Origin of the sequence: Acinetobacter sp. YH12233, from assembly GCF_013417725.1 — a bacterium.
Taxonomy (GTDB): domain Bacteria; phylum Pseudomonadota; class Gammaproteobacteria; order Pseudomonadales; family Moraxellaceae; genus Acinetobacter.
Window position 1 is genome coordinate 11,666 of record NZ_VPDK01000018.1, and the last position, 17,792, is coordinate 29,457.

At 45.1% G+C, this 17,792-nt stretch carries 21 protein-coding genes; 5 read left to right on the forward strand and 16 right to left on the reverse strand.

Annotated elements, in window-relative coordinates:
• Positions 1–208: 208 nt before the first annotated feature.
• The 13 genes from FTV12_RS09605 to ubiG form a co-directional block, all read right to left on the reverse strand.
• Positions 209–1,015 carry an ABC transporter ATP-binding protein gene (locus tag FTV12_RS09605; protein ID WP_180033926.1) on the reverse strand — a complete coding sequence of 269 codons (807 nt, stop codon included), beginning with the start codon at positions 1,013–1,015 and terminating at the stop codon, positions 209–211.
• 25 nt (positions 1,016–1,040) lie between these two features.
• Positions 1,041–1,859 carry an aliphatic sulfonate ABC transporter permease SsuC gene (gene ssuC, locus FTV12_RS09610; protein ID WP_180033927.1) on the reverse strand — a complete coding sequence of 273 codons (819 nt, stop codon included), beginning with the start codon at positions 1,857–1,859 and terminating at the stop codon, positions 1,041–1,043.
• Positions 1,859–3,034 (reverse strand): FMNH2-dependent alkanesulfonate monooxygenase, encoded by a 1,176-nt coding sequence (gene ssuD, locus FTV12_RS09615; RefSeq protein WP_034705202.1) that lies wholly within the window; start codon positions 3,032–3,034, stop codon positions 1,859–1,861. Before ssuD ends, ssuC begins: the two co-directional genes overlap by 1 nt.
• A gap of 16 nt (positions 3,035–3,050) precedes the next feature.
• Positions 3,051–3,983, reverse strand: coding sequence for a sulfonate ABC transporter substrate-binding protein (locus FTV12_RS09620; RefSeq protein WP_257220884.1), 933 nt, complete (start codon positions 3,981–3,983; stop codon positions 3,051–3,053).
• Between the two features lie 88 nt (positions 3,984–4,071).
• Positions 4,072–5,031, reverse strand: coding sequence for a sulfonate ABC transporter substrate-binding protein (locus tag FTV12_RS09625; RefSeq protein WP_180033929.1), 960 nt, complete (start codon positions 5,029–5,031; stop codon positions 4,072–4,074).
• Between the two features lie 334 nt (positions 5,032–5,365).
• A complete protein-coding gene (argA, locus tag FTV12_RS09630) occupies positions 5,366–6,709 on the reverse strand; it encodes an amino-acid N-acetyltransferase (protein ID WP_180033930.1) in 1,344 nt (447 codons plus the stop codon).
• Positions 6,710–6,841: 132 nt separating this feature from the next.
• Positions 6,842–7,204, reverse strand: a complete 363-nt coding sequence (locus tag FTV12_RS09635; protein ID WP_159124174.1) for an RcnB family protein — start codon at positions 7,202–7,204, stop codon at positions 6,842–6,844.
• 222 nt (positions 7,205–7,426) lie between these two features.
• Positions 7,427–7,822, reverse strand: coding sequence for an RcnB family protein (locus tag FTV12_RS09640; protein WP_034704024.1), 396 nt, complete (start codon positions 7,820–7,822; stop codon positions 7,427–7,429).
• A 306-nt stretch (positions 7,823–8,128) separates the two neighbouring features.
• Positions 8,129–8,284 (reverse strand): hypothetical protein, encoded by a 156-nt coding sequence (locus tag FTV12_RS09645; protein ID WP_004781372.1) that lies wholly within the window; start codon positions 8,282–8,284, stop codon positions 8,129–8,131.
• 182 nt (positions 8,285–8,466) lie between these two features.
• Positions 8,467–8,886: a hypothetical protein gene (locus tag FTV12_RS09650; protein ID WP_180033931.1), complete on the reverse strand. Its 420-nt coding sequence runs from the start codon at positions 8,884–8,886 to the stop codon at positions 8,467–8,469.
• 222 nt (positions 8,887–9,108) lie between these two features.
• Complete coding sequence (locus FTV12_RS09655; RefSeq protein ID WP_180033932.1) at positions 9,109–9,855, reverse strand: YciK family oxidoreductase; 747 nt, start codon at positions 9,853–9,855, stop codon at positions 9,109–9,111.
• A 49-nt stretch (positions 9,856–9,904) separates the two neighbouring features.
• Complete coding sequence (locus FTV12_RS09660) at positions 9,905–10,594, reverse strand: HAD family hydrolase (RefSeq protein ID WP_180033933.1); 690 nt, start codon at positions 10,592–10,594, stop codon at positions 9,905–9,907.
• Entirely contained in the window at positions 10,591–11,319 is a 729-nt protein-coding gene (gene ubiG, locus FTV12_RS09665; protein WP_034704015.1) for a bifunctional 2-polyprenyl-6-hydroxyphenol methylase/3-demethylubiquinol 3-O-methyltransferase UbiG, read from the reverse strand. The genes FTV12_RS09660 and ubiG overlap by 4 nt, the downstream gene beginning before the upstream one ends.
• 226 nt (positions 11,320–11,545) lie before the next feature.
• On the opposite strand from ubiG, the gene FTV12_RS09670 reads away from it, so the two are divergent.
• Positions 11,546–12,163: a thiol:disulfide interchange protein DsbA/DsbL gene (locus tag FTV12_RS09670; RefSeq protein ID WP_004781380.1), complete on the forward strand. Its 618-nt coding sequence runs from the start codon at positions 11,546–11,548 to the stop codon at positions 12,161–12,163.
• A 98-nt stretch (positions 12,164–12,261) separates the two neighbouring features.
• On the opposite strand, the gene FTV12_RS09675 is transcribed toward FTV12_RS09670, so the two are convergent.
• Positions 12,262–12,891: a TetR family transcriptional regulator gene (locus FTV12_RS09675; RefSeq protein ID WP_180033934.1), complete on the reverse strand. Its 630-nt coding sequence runs from the start codon at positions 12,889–12,891 to the stop codon at positions 12,262–12,264.
• 194 nt (positions 12,892–13,085) lie between these two features.
• On the opposite strand from FTV12_RS09675, the gene rph reads away from it, so the two are divergent.
• Positions 13,086–13,802 carry a ribonuclease PH gene (gene rph, locus FTV12_RS09680; protein WP_004781384.1) on the forward strand — a complete coding sequence of 239 codons (717 nt, stop codon included), beginning with the start codon at positions 13,086–13,088 and terminating at the stop codon, positions 13,800–13,802.
• 149 nt (positions 13,803–13,951) lie between these two features.
• Entirely contained in the window at positions 13,952–14,074 is a 123-nt protein-coding gene (locus FTV12_RS16550) for a hypothetical protein (protein WP_005232802.1), read from the forward strand.
• Between the two features lie 87 nt (positions 14,075–14,161).
• Here the strand turns inward: FTV12_RS16550 and nadC are convergent, their stop codons facing one another.
• Positions 14,162–15,007: a carboxylating nicotinate-nucleotide diphosphorylase gene (gene nadC / locus FTV12_RS09685; RefSeq protein ID WP_005232800.1), complete on the reverse strand. Its 846-nt coding sequence runs from the start codon at positions 15,005–15,007 to the stop codon at positions 14,162–14,164.
• Positions 15,008–15,188: 181 nt separating this feature from the next.
• Between nadC and ampD the strand changes: the two genes are divergently transcribed.
• Positions 15,189–15,761 (forward strand): 1,6-anhydro-N-acetylmuramyl-L-alanine amidase AmpD, encoded by a 573-nt coding sequence (gene ampD / locus FTV12_RS09690; protein WP_004781387.1) that lies wholly within the window; start codon positions 15,189–15,191, stop codon positions 15,759–15,761.
• Positions 15,762–15,838: 77 nt separating this feature from the next.
• A complete protein-coding gene (gene murJ / locus FTV12_RS09695; protein WP_171248451.1) occupies positions 15,839–17,389 on the forward strand; it encodes a murein biosynthesis integral membrane protein MurJ in 1,551 nt (516 codons plus the stop codon).
• Positions 17,390–17,472: 83 nt separating this feature from the next.
• On the opposite strand, the gene FTV12_RS09700 is transcribed toward murJ, so the two are convergent.
• Positions 17,473–17,631, reverse strand: coding sequence for a DUF1328 domain-containing protein (locus tag FTV12_RS09700; protein WP_004647174.1), 159 nt, complete (start codon positions 17,629–17,631; stop codon positions 17,473–17,475).
• Between the last annotated feature and the right edge of the window lie 161 nt (positions 17,632–17,792).

Genomic DNA, 17,792 nt, shown 5'->3' on the forward strand with positions numbered 1-17,792 from the left:
GGCGCAAGAATTAAAAACCAAGCTTTTGAAAAGGTTGATGATTTTTTAAGTACTAATTATTACCTTAAAGCATCATAAAGTTAAAATAAAATTAATGAATGAAGTTGAAATTTTGCCAATTGCTGAATAAATAATCAGTGAGACAGATATTTTCTTGATTCGAAATAAGGAATCCAGAATAAACAGTTATTCCAGATTCCCTCACATTTCAGGTTGCCAGAACCGCATTCAGGACCTGTTGTTCAAGTTCGGCGAATTTCACATTCTTTTGTCGCGGACGTGGCAGATCAACTTTGAACTCTTTGGTAATATGGCCTTTATCCAGCAGGATAATCCGGTCTGCCAGCTGTACGGCCTCACTCACGTCGTGGGTGACCAGAATCGAAGTAAAGCCCTGTTCAGTCCATAATTTTTCAATCAGGTTCTGCATATCCAGACGGGTCAGGGCATCCAGCGCACCGAGTGGTTCATCCAGCAGTAAAATACGTGGCTTATGTGACAAGGCACGTGCCAGAGCTGTACGTTGACGCTGACCACCAGATAGTTGTGAAGGCCAAAGCCCAGCTTTTTCTTTTAAGCCGACTTTCTCTAGCATTTGTGAAGCATTGCCATGCTGGTCTTTGGGTAAGCCGAGTTGCACGTTCTGTTCGATGCTGCGCCATGGCAATAAACGCGGATCCTGGAACATCACGCGGATATCATCAGCGGTGATGCCTTCACGGATATGACGTGCAGACTTGAATTTAATTTCGCCATAGCTCTGTTTTTCTAAATCTGCAATCAGACGAAGCAGGGTACTTTTACCACAGCCACTACGTCCAACAATCGCCAGAAATTCACCCGGCTGAATATGCAGGTCCAGATCTTCCAGTACCTTCACCGAGCCATAGAACTTGTGCAGCTGTTCAATAATGATTTCGGCACCGGCAACTGCATTGGGATTGATATCGGTTGCAGCAGGCTCCTGCACTGCAGTCGGATCATTGGCAAGACGCCCTAAGCTGAGATCAGTCATCACATGCTCCTCAATATTTTTTCAATTATTTTTGATAGCCACCAGCATGCCAGCGCAGCAGGAATCGTTCTAAGGTCACGGCCAGGACATCTGCCAGTTTACCGAGCAGGGCATACAGTAAAATACCCACCAGTACGACATCGGTTTGCAGGAATTCACGCGCGTTCATGGTCATATAACCGATACCGGACTGGGCAGAAATCGTTTCAGCCACAATCAGCAGTACCCAGACCAGACCAAGTGAAAAACGTAGGCCGACCAGAATTGAAGGCATTGCCCCTGGCAGGATGATTTCTTTATAAAGCTGCCAGCGAGTCAGGCCATAGCTTTTACCCATTTCAATCAGCTGGGGATCGACTGAACGAATCCCATGATAGGTATTGATGTAGATTGGGAAAAACACACCAATCGCGACCAGAAACAGCTTGGCTGATTCATCAATTCCGAACCAGAGAATCACCAGTGGAATCAAGGCCAAAGCCGGGATGTTACGGATCATCTGCAAGGTAGTATCCAGCAGGGTAGAAGCCGTTTTGGATGAACCATTGAGTAGACCCAAAATTAGCCCTAGACCACCACCCACCAATAACCCACTTAGGGCACGACCAGCACTGACTTTGACATGCGTCCACAGCTCACCACTGAGCAGCAAATTCCAGAATGCGATGACTACTGCACTCGGTGCAGGCAAAATGCGGCTTTCCAGCAAACCGGTACTCGATGCGATTTGCCAGAGTAGAATTAATCCGACAGGAACTAACCAGGGCAGCAAACGCTGCCCAAGCTGTGTTCCACGTGAAACCTTCTTCTCTGCAAGGGTTTCAACTGAAACGACTTTCGACATTAAGCTGGCTCCTGAACACTCTCAGCCTTCTTGTTCTCATCTGGAGTGTAGTTATTTGCCACAATCTCACCGAATGGACCAGTCAGGTTTGGCTGAGCCAGTTTTTGTTGAGTTTCAAGTGGAAGTAAGGGGAATACCAGTTCCGCAAAACGGATGGATTCTTCCAGATGTGGGTAGCCTGAGAAAATGAAGGTATCGATACCTAGATCAGCATATTCCTGAATGCGTGCTGCGACAGTTTCTGGATCGCCGACCAATGCTGTACCTGCACCACCACGTACCAGACCTACACCTGCCCACAGGTTTGGAGACACTTCGAGTTTGCTACGGTCACCATTGTGCAGCTCAGCCATACGACGTTGGCCGACAGAGTCCATTTGCTTGAATTTCGCTTGTGCAGCAGCAATGGTGGCATCATCCACATACTGGATGAGCTCGTCTGCTGCTCTCCATGCTTCTTCATTGGTTTCACGCACAATCACATGCAGACGGATACCGTAGCTTAGCTTGCGACCTTTCGCTTCAGCTTTGGCACGGACATTTTCAATTTTTTCTTTCACTGCTGCAGGCGGCTCACCCCAAGTCAGGTAAGTGTCGACCTGATCAGTGGCCAGTTCAACGGCTGCATCTGAAGAACCACCGAACCAGAGTGGCGGATATGGTTTTTGAATTGGTGGATAAAGAAGTTTGGCATCATCTACACTTAAGCGTTCACCATGGAAAGTGAAGCTTTCGCCGGTATGTGAACGGGTCAGGATTTCACGCCAGATCGTCGTGTATTCAGCTGCAGTCTTGTAGCGTGTTGCATGATCTTCATAAACGCCGTCACCTTTTAATTCTTGCTCATCACCACCCGTCACCAGGTTCAGCAATACACGGCCACCAGACAGACGGTCAAAGGTTGCAGCCATACGTGCAGTCAGGGCAGGCGTGGTAACACCTGGACGCAGCGCGACGAGGAATTTCAGTTTTTTAGTCGCATCAATCAGGCTGGCTGCGGTTAACCACGGATCTTCACATGAACGGCCAGTCGGGATTAACACGCCTTCATAACCAAGATTATCGACCGCAACCGCAATCTGCTTCATGTAGGCATGATCGACCTGGCGTGCACCTTTACTGGTACCTAAGTAGCGGCTGTCGCCATGTGTCGGGATAAACCAGAAAATTTTCATGTCTTTAATCCTTAGATTATTTGTCTGCCCAAACGGCTTGCTGAATATTGATAGATTTCGGAATGATCTTGAGTTCGCTAAAACGGTTTGCGAGTTCCTGCTGATCGGCAATCACTTTCTTGGTGAGCGGTGCCGCACCAGACGGATTCGGACGACGCTGGATAAAGGTCTGGCTGACAATCGGTTTTAGACCGGTACTTTGTGCAAAGATGCTTGCAGTTTCAGCCTTATGGCTTTGTACCCATTTATCTGCAACATTGACCTGCTTGATAATGCCTTTTAAGGCTTGCGGATGATTTTTGATTAAATTTTCTGAAGCCAGGTAAAAGGTATAATTCGGACTTAAGCCCTTACCTGAAGATAAAACTCTGGCTTTATCTTCTACTTGAGCCGCAGCATAGTACGGATCCCAAATTGCCCAGGCATCAATCGCCCCTTTCTGGAAAGCTGCACGCGCATCAGCAGGGCTTAACCAGACCGGCTGGATATCGGTCCATTGCAGACCCGCTTTGCGTACTGCCTGTACCAGTAAATAATGTGAGCTTGAACCGCGGTGTACGCCGACACGTTTACCTTTGAGCTGGCTCAGCTTGGTAATTTTGGAATTATGCTGGACCAGAATGGCAGAAGATAAAGGTTTTGCAGTTTCATAAGCAAAATAGTGCAATGGCTTATTGCCTGCCTGCGCATAGACAGGAGGAGTATCTCCAGTTGCACCTACATCAATAGAACCTACCGCCAATGCTTCTAAAATTTGCGGTCCGCCTGGGAATTCATTCCAGCTGATTTTTGCATTTGGAAATTCCTTTTCAAACAGCTTTTGCTGCTGTGCAATCACCAGGTTTACAGAGGCTTTTTGATAACCCACACGCAGCTGTTTAACAAAAGGATCCACTGCCCAAGCGGCACTTGAACCCAACATCGCGCAAGCAACTAATGCAGCGTTCATTCCATGATTGGAAGTCTTGAACCATGTGATTGCTTTGTTGTGTAGCTGATGTTGAGTCATGATTAAATCCCCTAAATTGTTCTTTGGTTTACTTCGCGATAATTGCAGATTGAATATTCAGTTTGGCTGGAATCAGTTGCTGGCCATAGAATGCATCAGCCACCTGTTGTTGTTTTTGTGCCACTTCGGGAGTGAGTGGTTTTACTCCAAAACCCATACGTGAAATAGACGTTTTCAATACATCAAATGCCAGACCTGTTGGTTTTTCCAGAAGTTTGGCTGCTTCATCCTGATGAGCAGAGACCCACTCAGTGGTCAGGTTGAGTTCATTCACTACAGCTTCAATAATCTGTGGGTTGGCTTCAGCAAACTTGCGATCTGCCAGATAGAACTGATGGTTACTGATGATGTTCTCACCCGTTGCGATGACACGGGCACCAATCTGATGTTCTGCTGCAGCGAAGAACGGGTCCCAGATCACCCAGGCATCGACAGCACCGCGTTCAAAAGCGGCACGGGCATCAGAAGGTGGCAGGTAAACCACTTCAATATCGCTGAGTTTCAGATTATTAGCTTCAAGGACTTTGAGTAGTAAGTAATGCACGTTAGAACCTTTATTCAGGACAACACGCTTACCTTTCAGATCCTGTACAGATTGAATTTTCGAATCTTTTTGTACGATTAGCGCTTCAGCTTTCGGTGCTTCAGGCTGATTGGCCACATAGACCAGATTTGAGTTCGCTGCTTGAGCAAAAATCGGTGGCGCTTCACCGGCTTCACCAAAAGATACGCTGCCGACATTCAAGCCTTCAAGCAACTGAGGACCAGCCGGGAATTCAACCCATTTCACATTCACGCCTTGTTCTTTTAATGACGTTTCTAAGGTGCCACGTTCTTTTAAAATCGGCAGTACACCATATTTCTGGAAACCAATATTCAGGGTCACGGCTTCCTGTTTCTTGTCACAGCCAGAAAGTATCATCACGCCAGCCACCGCAGCACTGAGAACCGCAGTTTTTGTGAATAGTTGAATGTGTGATTGGCGCATGAATCAGAACTCCTGAAAATTTAGAAATGTGAAATGAAGAACTTAGGCATACGCTAAAGCTTTTTACTTTTCTAAAAAAATAACTATTCAGGAATTTCTAATGAATAAAAAAGATAAATAAAAAAGTGCAAAACTTATGCAGGAAAGTGATTTACATATTAATTTAGGAAGAAAGAATTATTTATATAAGACAATGAAATATAAAACTATTTATTCTAAATAAAGTGGCCAGATATGCTTATTAGAAAATCAGCAATAAGATTTTTATACTGAATGCAGGTTTTATGAATATCGTTATCTAAAATAAAAATATGAGAGCTAATAAAAAGTCACTTTAAAGTGACTTTTTACAGACAATTGAATTGCGCTGATAATTATAAAGAGCCTGTCGGGCATCGGGCAAATCATCTACTGATGCCGGTTCAAAACCCTGTTCCAGAAACCAGTGTGCAGTACGGGTCGTTAAAATAAACAGTTGCTGAATACCCAGACTTTTGGCCTTATCTTCCAGATAATGCAGGATCTGGCTACCGCGGTTGGATTGACGGTAACTTGGATCTACTGCAACGCAGGCGATTTCTGCAGAACGCAGTTCATTGCCCGTAGTCGGAATCGGATACAGGGCTGCACAGGCCAGAATCATGCCGTCACGCTCAATTACGGCGAACTGGTCAATTTCATTTTCCAGACGCTCCCGCGAACGGTAAACCAGAATGCCTTCTTCTTCCATGGGGCGGAGCAAACGGATCAAGCCACCGACATCTTGAATGTCGGCCATACGCACTTCTTCATAATGCGCATCGGTGATCATGGTGCCGGAACCATCCCGGGTGAACAGTTCTTCCAGCAAGGCGCCGTCATAGGTATACGAAATCAGGTGAACGCGATTGACGCCATTTCGGGAAGCTTCCTGAGCGGCCTTGAGCTGGAGCCGAATTTCAATATCCTGTTCATCAGAAAGAATATAGTCATCCAGTTGCTGTGGGGTTACTTCCCGTTTTAACTGACCCTTACTGTCGAGCAGACCATGCTGTCGACCCAAGATAATCAGTTTATCGGCTTTGAGGCGAGTCGCAGTTTTGGTGGCGACTTCCTCAGCTAGAAGGTTAAAAACTTCGCCTGTGGTTGAATAGCCGGTCGGACCGAGAATCACAATATTATGATTGTTCAGATGACGTTGAATCGCATCGGTATCAATGGCCCGAACTTCACCAGTTAACTGAAAATCGACCCCGTCACGGATGCCATAAGGTTTAGCTGTCACAAAATTTCCTGAAACGGCATCAATGCGCGCACCATACATGGGTGAATTGGCCAGCCCCATCGACAATAGCGCCTCAATCTGTAAACGGATCGATCCTACTGCATTCAGTACACAGCTTAAGGATTCACGTGTCGTTACCCGACGCTGCTGGTGGAAAGGGGTCTCGAAGCCACTCGCAGCCAGATTCTGGTTAATCTGCGGACGCGCGCCGTGCACCAGAATCAGCCGGATTCCTAAAGAATTGAGCAGGGCAATATCATGAATGATGTGCTGAAAGTTGTCATGCAATACCGCTTCACCATCAAACATGATCACAAAGGTTTTATTGCGATGAGCATTGATATAAGGCGCAGAATGGCGAAACCAGTGCACATATTGCAAGGTGTTGCTCGGTGAGGTTTCTGCTGCAGTCATAGCTGTGCCTATTTCAACATTTAAAGATCTAGCTTTGATTCTAATGAAAAAATACTGAAGTGGAAGTACAGATATAAAAAAACACCTGAAGCGAGCTTCAGGTGTCTGCTAGAAGGGCAGAAAAGAGAATGATTAGTTGATGATTCGAACAATCTTGTCGTTACGATCGTTGACTAGTACATAGTCACCATTGATTTTATACCATTGCTGGTTTTTACCTGCTTTCGGCAAACGGCGTGCTTCATAGCCACTGACTTCAAAGCGACGGTTGTCATACTGGTTTGGCAGTTTTTGACCTACACGCCAGTCACGGCTTGGGTTAACCCCACGGTTGTTGTAACGACGGTCATCCCATTTTTTCGCATCTTTATGATTCCAGTGCGGTGCTGGTTTATGCGGTGCATAACGTGGATCATGATGCTGCGGTGCTGCCATTGCAGAAGTAGCAACCAGCGCACTAAGAGATAAGGCAATTGTAGTTAAAACTTTTTTCATGGCTCTCACCTAAAAATCTGTACATGTTTTCGATGAGATTAAATTAGCGAATAAGTAGATAGAAAGCGTGAGGCCAGTTTAGTGGAATTGTTAAATTCATGAAGGAATTTAGGAGATTAGCCACGATTAAAAGGAAAGCTCTAAAATAAGAAAAAGCCTAAAAAGGCTCATCCGAAAAATCAAAAAGCCCAAACGAGGTTGGGCTTTGCATCAGGTTCTAAATCAGTCTCCGATAATCCGGACAATACTGTTATTTTCAGAGTTCACCAGAATGTAGTCATTGTTGACTTTGTACCATTGCTGCTTACGGTCTGGTTTAGGCAGTTTATGGTCCTTATATTCGACCTTGTAGCCATTACTGCGATAATGCTGCGGCATGACATAGCCAGGCTGCCAGCGTAACTGTTGCAGACGTTTAACACCACGTTCTTCACGCATACGACGTTTATCATACTGGTCTTGGTGATCGTCATGGAACTCACGCGATTTCTTGGCCTGATGATGACCCGGACCCCGTTCCATACGCTGTTCATCATTGAAATGAGGGGCAGCGTTTGCAACATTTGCCAGCATGAATGCACTGCAGGACATCGCCAATGCTACCAGAACCTTTTTCATGTTGAACCCTCATTCAATTGTTCATTTTCTACAGTAACTAATGTACGGAAAAATTGCAGAGAAACTGTGAAGAACTGGCTGAAGTTTTATATCAATTACAGAGAAATTATGATTATGCCATGATTTTACATAAGCTTAGGATGCACTTCAGTCAGTTGACCAGTTATGCCCAGCCCCATTGGCATTTCAGCAAAACCGGGATCAAGATGCAAGCGCAATGTCTTGAATTGTGTATCAAAACCGTCTCAAATTAGTGGAAAAATATTCTTTTTGAACACCGGATCTTGATTTGGTCATTGCAATTTTTCAATTCCACTGTTCCGTTAAACCCTGTAAGGACTGAATGGCTTCAGCCACAGACTCTGCCTCGACTGCATCTTCTAAAGCCAAAATCAGGGCAGTTGATAACTGCAAGTTTTCAATACGACGAATAGTTTCAGTTTTACGTTTTTGGTCTGCCATTTAATTTTCCTTCGCTTTGATTTAACTTGAAAAGCATTATAAAAATTTTATATTAATCTGAGAAACCGAATAATTTTATATTATTGATTTGTTAAAACGATTTATGTCTGTTTTTTAAAGAATTTAAGGATAAAAAAGAGCATCATCCGTAAATGTGCTCTTTCGGGATCTAATGAACGATCTTAATAGGCATAGTTCAGATCAGTATAGTCACTTAGGGATTTCTGTACATGTGCCTGAATAAAAGTACGCACATCTTCTGCTGTCATTGCTTTGCCCTGATTTCTAATCACATGTTCAATTTCAGGCTGACCTTCGATCTTGATGCGATAGACAAAGTGTTTCGCCACCTGATAGCGATCGTCCAGTTTTTCGATACCCGTCACATAATGATAGGAATGTTCAAAATTCAGATCGGTATGGGAAAAGACAAACTGGTCAAACAGTTTCAGTTTTTGACCATTTTCGAGTGCCTGAATGTCATCGACAATGCTGGCATCAAACTTCATGCCGTATTTTTCAGAGATCGGCTGCTGATCGACCAGCAGAGAAACCATGCCATCTTCCAAAGTCGTCACGGTGATGTTGTTTAAGTCAGTCATGTTGCACTCAAATAAAAATCTGTTGGCGCTAGTATAGGGGAATTTGTAGCGAACTGAATAAAGACAGTATTGCAGAGATAAGAAAGGTCTGGCTGATTCAGTCTGAAATCTGGATGAATTGGGCAGAAGAATAGCCAGCTGTCAAATGGACCTTATCTTTATAGAGTTTAAAAACAAAAAGCCAATGCGGATATTGGCTTTTAAATAGGCGTCAATTAAAGCTTAGTTCTGCGCATCAATACTTTGACCATTCATATGCAAGCTATCTTCACCCATCAGGTACAGATAGGCTGGCATGATGGAATCCGGTGTCGGTAAGGTTTTCGGATCTTCATTCGGATAAGCCTTGGCACGCATTGCCGTACGTGTAGCGCCTGGATTGATACAGTTAAAACGGATATTCGAATTGACCCGTTCTTTGGCAAATAACTGGCCCACTGCTTCAATGGCAATTTTTGAAACTGAATAAGCGCCCCAGCATTCCCGGGCTTCACGACCTACGCCGGAACTGGCAAAGACCACAGAAGCATGTTTGGATTTTTCCAGCAGGGGTAACAGGGCTTGGGTAATCACAAAAGGCGCACGAAGGTTAACCGCCATGACATCATCCCAGACATTAACCGGATAATCTGCCAGTGGCACTCGCTCACCTAAAATACCGGCATTATGCAAAATCCCATCCAGACGGCCAAACTGACGATCGAGCGTGTCGAGCAATAACTCATAATCACGTTCAGAGGCGCTAGATAACTGCAATGGGAGAATGGCAGGTTGCGGTGCACCCAAGCTTTCAATCTCGTCATAGATGACTTCAAGCTTGTTTAAGGTACGCCCGTGCAGAACTACAGTTGCTCCATGCAGGGCATAGCTGATTGCTGCTGCACGACCAATGCCATCGCCCGCACCCGTGATCAGGATGATACGATCTTTTAACAGATCGGGGCGAGGTTGATATTCTGAATACTTCATTATCTACCTCCTCATTATTATTGTTAAGTGTCTTCAGTAGTTTCAGGAATCAAGACAGGACACTTGGCTCGCTCAAGACCAGTTTCTGAATGTGCTGATGTAACTCGTTCACTGTATTCACTATATAGTCGGCTTGCCAGGCTGTTAAGTCATCTTTGTATTGCAGTGGTAAATAACCGTATGCTGCCAGTATGGTATACATCTTGGCATTGCGGCCTGCATCAATATCTCGTGGATGGTCACCGACATAAATACAATCTTCTGCAGCCAGCTGTAGCTGCTCGGCAGCCAGATACATCGGCTCCGGATCTGGCTTGGTTCGGGTCACATCTTCCGGACAGACCAGTACGGCACAGCGCTCGGTCAGGTTTAAAGCTTTGAGTAAAGTTTCGCTCAACCAGCGCGGTTTATTGGTCACAATTCCCCAAGGGATATCATTTTCTTCTAATTCTTCAAGTAGAGGATACATTCCGCTGAACAGGTCTGTATCTACAGCAATATCTGCGCCATACATATCCAGAAAACGCTGGCGATGATCCAAGAAAACCGGATCTTCCAGTTGTAGTTCCGGATAGACCAATTTGACCATAGCGCGGGCACCTTCTGAAACCTGGGTACGGATCAGATCAGCTTCAACCACTTCACGGCCGGCTTCGCGGCACATATGCTGGATAATCCGGATAAAGTCAGCCGCAGTATCAATTAAAGTACCATCTAGGTCGAATAGAACCGCCTTCATTGGGCAGCCTCTTGCGCACTTTCTTTAACGGTATACACCATATAGTTCACGTCAACATTCGGTGCCAGCCAGTAACGCTTGGTCAGCGGGTTATAATGCAGGCCAGTCATATCTTTCAGTTTTAAACCGGCATTACGGATGTCGTGCGCCAACTCAGAAGGCTTGATGAATTTGCTGTAATCATGTGTACCTTTGGCCAGCATACGCAGGATATATTCTGCACCAATGATCGCGAACAGATAAGATTTTGGATTACGGTTAATGGTCGAGAAGAAGACATGACCACCTGGTTTGGCCAGTTTATAACAGGCCTGAATAATAGAGGCTGGATCAGGTACATGTTCCAGCATTTCCATACAGGTAACCACATCGTATTGACCGGCTTGCTCTTCTGCCAGCTGTTCTACCGGAATCTGACGGTATTCAATATTGCTAACATCTTCCTGCTCAGCATGGATGCGTGCCACATTCAGTGGCGCTTCGCCCATATCAATGCCCAGCACCTGAGCACCACGGCGCGCCATGCTTTCTGACAGGATTCCACCGCCACAGCCTACATCCAGCACTTTCTTGCCGCTCAAGCCACCAGCATGTTCATCAATCCAGTTGAGACGCAGGGGATTAATCATATGCAATGGGCGGAACTCGGAATGCTGATCCCACCATATAGCTGCAAATGCTTCAAACTTGGCAATTTCTTGTGGATCAACATTCAATTGCGACATCGGTGTCACCTCAATCAGTCGTGATTATTTAAAATTTAAGTTCGCCCAGAGGCGGTATAAACAGATTTAACTTCTTGTAAATCAGTACACTTGTTTAGTGTAGCGATTCTGGAAAAAAAAGCGATAAAAGCTGTAAAAAAGTTCACAGAATAAAAACGAAACCGGCATAATTACTTTATAGTGAAGCCATAAATTAGACATAATGATTTAGAGGACGATAATCCCAATGAAAAAATTTATTTTAGGCACTGTAGCCGCATCTGTTTTGGCATTTTCTGGCAGTGCAATGGCCGCCAACTTTGTAGCAGGTCAAGACTATCAAGTCCTGGCGAATCCAGTAAAAGTTGAAAAGCCGGGGAAAATTGAAGTCCGTGAATTCTTCTGGTATGGCTGTGGTCACTGCTATTCTCTTGAACCACACATGCAAAGCTGGTTAAAAAAATTGCCTAAAGATGTACGTTTCGTACGTACTCCAGCGGCAATGAATCCGCTATGGGAACAGGCAGCTCGTGCGTATTATGTGTCTGAAGCTCTAGGTGTTCGTCAAAAAGCACATTTGCAGCTATTTCATGATATTCATGCGAAGAAACAGCCAATTCTGGAACAGGCTCAATTAGCCAAGTTCTATACCCGCTATGGTATTTCTGAAGCGAAATTTAATACCACCTATAAATCATTCCCGATTTCTTCAAAAATTGCACAGGCTAAAAATCTGGCCGCGACTTATCAGTTGAGCGGCGTACCAGCGGTAACCGTAAATGGTAAGTATGTGGTTCAGGGTGATGATGCCAAAGTGGTTCAAGTGGTAAATTATCTGGTTGAAAAAGAGCGTAAAGCTAAATAACACCAGATCTGCATGAATCTAAAAACCCGCAGCTATATGCGGGTTTTTTATGTCAGGATAAAATTGAACTGCGAAATAGATTTCACTCAGATGAGATCTCAGGCTTGAGATAAAATTCCACGAAATAACAGTTCTAACTGCTTTAGGCTTTGCGCTTTGAAGGCATTTATCCGAGTTTGCCGCAGTGCAGGATCAGGCTGTGCCTGAAGCTGAATCCAGCCCATAGCCCAGTTTAATGCGAGAGGAACTAAGATCTGTGCCAGTGCGGTTAATTCGGCTGGAGAAGGAGATTGCTGGACGGCTGGAATCTGTTCCAGGGTATGCCTTAAATCTTGGGTCAGATAATGAATTTCCCGCTCAATCCCTTGTCTGAGAATGATAGAACCGCCCCAACGTTCGGCACTCACAAATGTCCAGGCTTCGGGATGTGCATCAACTGCCTGAAAAAACAGTTCGATTTTGGCTGAAAGCTCATCCAGAGAAAAATCTGCAGGTCCCAACTGACTCAGCACACCTTTGAGATGAATTGACACCTGATCCAGAAGTTCCAGCCCCAACTGATCCATATTCTGAAAGTGTCGATAAAACGCAGCAGGCACCAGCCCGACTTCATGAGTGATTTCGCGCAGGCTGATGCTGCTAAATGCATAGCCACGGCTGCTCAATGCCAAGGTAGCATCGAGGAGGGCCTGGCGGCTTTGGTGCTTGCGTTCTTCACGTAAAGACATAGGGATCTTCCTTCGGCAGATTTGCAGTTTAGCAAAAAACATCTGTCCATCGCAGTAGCGCAGATGGACTGAAAAATCTATACAAGCAAAGCGTGTCCAGTGATTTTGTAAATGATCTGTCCTCTGTTCCAATCTTGGCGGAGGCTTCTGTTATACTGAGCCGCAATTATTTTTAGTCAACAGCAGGACCTATTATGCGTATCGACCAACGAGCATTAGATCAATTACGTGAAGTGAAAATTACCCGTAACTATACACGTTATGCGGAAGGTTCCGTATTGGTTGAATTTGGTCATACCAAAGTGCTGTGTACTGCCAGTGTGGACAGCTCTGTACCACGTTTCCTGAAAGGTCAGGGCCAAGGCTGGGTAACAGCAGAATACGGCATGCTGCCACGTTCAACACATACCCGTAGTGATCGTGAAGCTGCTCGTGGCAAACAAAGTGGCCGTACTCAGGAAATTCAGCGTTTAATCGGTCGTAGCCTACGTTCAATGGTCGATCTGAAAAAACTCGGTGAAAATACCATTACTATTGACTGTGACGTGATCCAGGCAGATGGTGGTACCCGTACTGCATCAATTACGGGTGCTGCAGTAGCATTGATTGATGCCATGAATGTATTGCTTGAGAAAAAGAAAATCAAACAGGACCCACTTAAGGGTCTAGTGGCTGCAATTTCTGTAGGTATCTTTAAAGATGAAGTACTACTAGATCTTTGCTATGAAGAAGATTCAAACTGTCAGACTGACTTAAATGTCGTGATGACTCAGGCAGGTGAATTTATTGAAATTCAGGGGACTGCTGAAGATAAGCCATTTACCCGTGAGCAATGCAATGACATGCTAGCCATGGCTGAAAAAGGGATTCAGGAACTGATCAAGAAACAGCAAGAAGCTTTGGGCTGGTAAGTCTTTCAAGCTGTAAAAAACGCATCTTCGGATGCGTTTTTTATTATAGCTACACATTGCCTGACAAAAAATGAACAGGATCTGTCTACTGTGTAACCCCTGTTTTAAGCGATGATCTTTCAACCAAATCTCATTCAGAAGGTTATAACATGAAAATATGGTTGATGGCATTTTCAGTATTTGCTGTACTGGGTTTAACTGCCTGTGACTCGAATTCTCGTGATGAAAACCGCGATGGTGCAAATATGGAACGAGGAAGTGATACCAATTAACAGAGTAGAGGCCATTCAACCTCTATGATTTATATCCTTGAGAATAAGAAAAAGGGTGCTATGGCACCCTTTTTAAATAATAAGACTTTAACCATTAAAACGCATCGATAGGTCAATAGCCTTCACATCTTTGGTCAATACGCCCATCGAAATATAATCTACGCCTGTACTCGCCACTTCACGTAAGTTATCAATGGTGATATTGCCTGAAGCTTCCAGTTTGCAACGGCCAGCCACATGTTTGACCGCATCAATCATTTGCTGCTGACTGAAATTATCCAGCATCACGATATCAGCCTCGGCTTCTAGGGCCTGATTCAGTTCATCCCAGGTTTCAACTTCCACTTCCACCGGTTTACCCGGTGCAATCTGGTGTGCCTTGGCAATCGCCTGGCGAATGCCACCAGCCGCCATAATATGATTTTCCTTAATCAAGAAAGCATCAAATAGGCCCAGACGGTGATTCTGACCACCACCGATAGCGACTGCATATTTTTGGGCAATACGTAAGCCTGGCAGCGTTTTACGGGTATCTAAGAGCTTGGTATTCAAACCTTCCAGCTCTTTGACATAGTTTGCCGTCTTGGTCGCAACTGCAGACAGCGTCTGTACAAAGTTCAGAGCAGGGCGTTCTACAGTCAGCAAGCTACGTGCAGAACCGGCCAGTTTTAGAAAAGCTTCATTGGCAGCGACATGATCGCCGTCATTTTTTAGCCAGATCACTTCTACACTCGGATCATAGGCCTGAATCAAGGCATCGACCCAAGGCTGACCAGCAAGAACCATTGTTTCACGGCTAATAATCGTGGCAGTCGCCTGTTCATCTTCAGGAGTCAGCAGGGCAGTAATGTCACCATCGCCAATATCTTCGGAGAGTGCCTGTTGAATATTGATCTGAATCGACTGTTCTAGCAAAGCCTGAGATATGCTCATGAGTATTTCCGTATCTTTTTTAGCCGTGAAAAATTGTGCGTTATCTTAACACCGTTACATTAAAATGAGCGATTTTTCATACAGTCTGCCGGGATGAATTGAGATTTGCCTATGAAAGTTTTAGCATTAAGCCGGCTGCAATCCTGATATTGCAGATTTTATTTTTGTACAGGACAGTTTTATGCAACAGGCAGCTGAGTTTCAAATCCGGGACGGGCAATTGCTCGGGGCGCGCCAGATCCCTTCTCCAAATTTTAATCAGCGGCCTGAACATACCGACATCCAGTTACTGGTGATCCATAACATCAGTCTGCCACCGTCACAGTTTGGTGGTGGCTATATTGAACAGTTTTTTCAGAACCAGCTGGACTGGTCAGTGCATCCGTATTTTCAGACTGTTGAAGGCATGCAGGTATCTGCACATCTGCTGATTTTGCGTTCTGGTGAAGTACTGCAGTTTGTGAATTTCAATGACCGGGCCTGGCATGCAGGTCGTTCCAGCTATCTGGCCAAAAAAGAATGTAATGATTATTCCATCGGGATTGAACTGGAAGGCAGTGATGACCTGCCGTTTGAACAGGCACAATATGATGCCTTGGTCAAAGTCACCGCCTGTTTACAAAACTATTATCCAAAAATGCAGCAGCATATTGCCGGACATTCGGACATTGCACCGGGACGTAAAACCGATCCGGGACCGTATTTTGACTGGTGTGCTTTTCGTGCCCAGTTACAACATTATAAGAACCCATGACCCTTCAGGAAGTCATGTGATTAAGCAATGAACTTCTTTTGCAAGTTTCATTACAATAGGCCCAAATTAATTATTAGGTGAATAGGATGGCGCTTTGGCGTTCGACTGTAATTGTCAGTGCGATGACCATGTTATCGCGGGTTCTGGGATTGGTCCGGGATGTGGTTTTACTGAATGTATTCGGTGCCGGTAAAGATTTCGATACCTTCGTGGTGGCATTTCGTATTCCAAACTTTTTCAGACGGCTGTTTGCAGAAGGGGCATTCTCCCAAGCCTTTATTCCAGTACTGACAGAATATAAAACCAGCCGTACCCATGCTGAAGTGCAGATCCTGATCAGCCGGGTCTTTGGCTGCCTAGCTACCTTCATGACCACCCTGACCATGATTGCCATCATTGCCGCACCTGTGATCATGTATATCTATGCGCCAGGCTTCCATGGCGATGAAGCAAAGTTTGCGCTGGCCACAGACATGTTCCGTCTGACCATTCCATACCTACTGTTTATGTCATTGACGGCTTTTGCCAGCAGTATTCTGAACAGTTATGGCTCTTTTAGTACGCCAGCCTTTGCTCCAGTTTTATTGAATATTGCCATGATTGCCGGTGCGCTCTGGCTCACGCCTTTTATGGCAGAGCCGATTATGGCGCTAGGCTGGGCAGTCGTGATTGCCGGGATTTTGCAGCTGGCAATCCAAATTCCAGAGTTATGGCGTAAAAACCTGTTGATTCCACCGAAAGTAGACTTCAAGCATGAAGGGGTGGATCGCATCATGAAACTGATGCTACCCGCTTTGTTTGGCGTATCCGTCACCCAGATCAACCTGTTACTGAATACGGTTTGGGCTTCTTTCATGCAGGACGGTTCAGTGTCCTGGCTGTATAGTGCTGAACGGATGACCGAGTTACCATTGGGTCTGATTGGCGTGGCAATTGGTACCGTGATTCTGCCGTCTTTATCCACTCAGCATACAGAAAAGAATCCGGAAAAATTCCGTGGCATGATGGACTGGGCGGCGAAAGTCATCGTACTGGTGGGTTTGCCAGCCAGTATTGCCCTGTTCATGCTGTCAACACCGATTATTCAGGCATTATTTGAACGCGGACAATTCACTTTTGAAGATACCCAGATGACTGCCTTGGCACTGCAATGTATGAGTGGCGGTGTGATTGCCTTTATGCTGATTAAAGTCTTTGCTCCCGGCTTTTATGCCCAGCAGGATACCCGTACACCGGTACGCGTCGGTTTAATGGCAGTAGCAGCCAATGCAATTCTGAACGTGATCTTTATTGGTTTCTTTAAGCTGATTCATTGGGAAGCGGAACATATGGCGCTGGCACTGGCTTCGACCGGTTCAGCCATGGTCAATGCGGGTCTGCTGTATTTTTATCTGCATCAACGCAATATTTTCCGCTTTGGTGCACACTGGAAAAAAATCTTCCTGCAATTCATGTTTGCCAATGTGGTGATGATTGCAGCTTTGGCCTATGCACTGAGCTGGTACAATGGTGATGTATCACAGTGGATGCGTGTACTGGAAGTACTGATTTTATGTGTGGTCGGGGTAGTGGCGTATTTGGCCGCATTGGTCGCTGCTGGTTTCAGACCACGCCATATCAAACCGTAATCCATTTTGGGCGCATAAAAAACAAGAGCCAAATGGCTCTTGTTTTTTCTGTAGGAAACTTTTCCTTAAGCAAAAATCAGTCGCTAGACCTTGCCGCGAGAAAGGAAACCAACAATGGCAAGAATAACGGCAATCACCAATAAGATAATCGCGAAATCCTTAGATAAGCCTGCTACTCCACCGAAACCGAGTAGACTGGCGATTAAGGCAATCACAGCAAAAATAATAGCCCAGCGAAACATATCAATTCTCCATGTGTTTTTATTCTCAAATCCAGTATAGGAATATTCAATTTTGGGCACTGTTAGTGTTTTGTTGATGTACTGTCTCTGATTTAACAATAGTTTACGTGATATTAATAAGATTCACGTCCCTACATTTCCTTTGTTGAGACTTGGTATAA

What these genes read in the sequence shown, in the direction of transcription:
- FTV12_RS09605 (WP_180033926.1), bottom strand. Translation starts at nt 1,015, where the DNA reads ATGACTGATCTCAGCTTAGGGCGTCTTGCCAATGATCCGACTGCAGTG.
- ssuC (WP_180033927.1), bottom strand. Translation starts at nt 1,859, where the DNA reads ATGTCGAAAGTCGTTTCAGTTGAAACCCTTGCAGAGAAGAAGGTTTCA.
- ssuD (WP_034705202.1), bottom strand. Translation starts at nt 3,034, where the DNA reads ATGAAAATTTTCTGGTTTATCCCGACACATGGCGACAGCCGCTACTTA.
- FTV12_RS09620 (WP_257220884.1), bottom strand. Translation starts at nt 3,983, where the DNA reads ATGAACGCTGCATTAGTTGCTTGCGCGATGTTGGGTTCAAGTGCCGCT.
- FTV12_RS09625 (WP_180033929.1), bottom strand. Translation starts at nt 5,031, where the DNA reads ATGCGCCAATCACACATTCAACTATTCACAAAAACTGCGGTTCTCAGT.
- argA (WP_180033930.1), bottom strand. Translation starts at nt 6,709, where the DNA reads ATGACTGCAGCAGAAACCTCACCGAGCAACACCTTGCAATATGTGCAC.
- FTV12_RS09635 (WP_159124174.1), bottom strand. Translation starts at nt 7,204, where the DNA reads ATGAAAAAAGTTTTAACTACAATTGCCTTATCTCTTAGTGCGCTGGTT.
- FTV12_RS09640 (WP_034704024.1), bottom strand. Translation starts at nt 7,822, where the DNA reads ATGAAAAAGGTTCTGGTAGCATTGGCGATGTCCTGCAGTGCATTCATG.
- FTV12_RS09645 (WP_004781372.1), bottom strand. Translation starts at nt 8,284, where the DNA reads ATGGCAGACCAAAAACGTAAAACTGAAACTATTCGTCGTATTGAAAAC.
- FTV12_RS09650 (WP_180033931.1), bottom strand. Translation starts at nt 8,886, where the DNA reads ATGACTGACTTAAACAACATCACCGTGACGACTTTGGAAGATGGCATG.
- FTV12_RS09655 (WP_180033932.1), bottom strand. Translation starts at nt 9,855, where the DNA reads ATGAAGTATTCAGAATATCAACCTCGCCCCGATCTGTTAAAAGATCGT.
- FTV12_RS09660 (WP_180033933.1), bottom strand. Translation starts at nt 10,594, where the DNA reads ATGAAGGCGGTTCTATTCGACCTAGATGGTACTTTAATTGATACTGCG.
- ubiG (WP_034704015.1), bottom strand. Translation starts at nt 11,319, where the DNA reads ATGTCGCAATTGAATGTTGATCCACAAGAAATTGCCAAGTTTGAAGCA.
- FTV12_RS09670 (WP_004781380.1), top strand. Translation starts at nt 11,546, where the DNA reads ATGAAAAAATTTATTTTAGGCACTGTAGCCGCATCTGTTTTGGCATTT.
- FTV12_RS09675 (WP_180033934.1), bottom strand. Translation starts at nt 12,891, where the DNA reads ATGTCTTTACGTGAAGAACGCAAGCACCAAAGCCGCCAGGCCCTCCTC.
- rph (WP_004781384.1), top strand. Translation starts at nt 13,086, where the DNA reads ATGCGTATCGACCAACGAGCATTAGATCAATTACGTGAAGTGAAAATT.
- FTV12_RS16550 (WP_005232802.1), top strand. Translation starts at nt 13,952, where the DNA reads ATGAAAATATGGTTGATGGCATTTTCAGTATTTGCTGTACTGGGTTTA.
- nadC (WP_005232800.1), bottom strand. Translation starts at nt 15,007, where the DNA reads ATGAGCATATCTCAGGCTTTGCTAGAACAGTCGATTCAGATCAATATT.
- ampD (WP_004781387.1), top strand. Translation starts at nt 15,189, where the DNA reads ATGCAACAGGCAGCTGAGTTTCAAATCCGGGACGGGCAATTGCTCGGG.
- FTV12_RS09700 (WP_004647174.1), bottom strand. Translation starts at nt 17,631, where the DNA reads ATGTTTCGCTGGGCTATTATTTTTGCTGTGATTGCCTTAATCGCCAGT.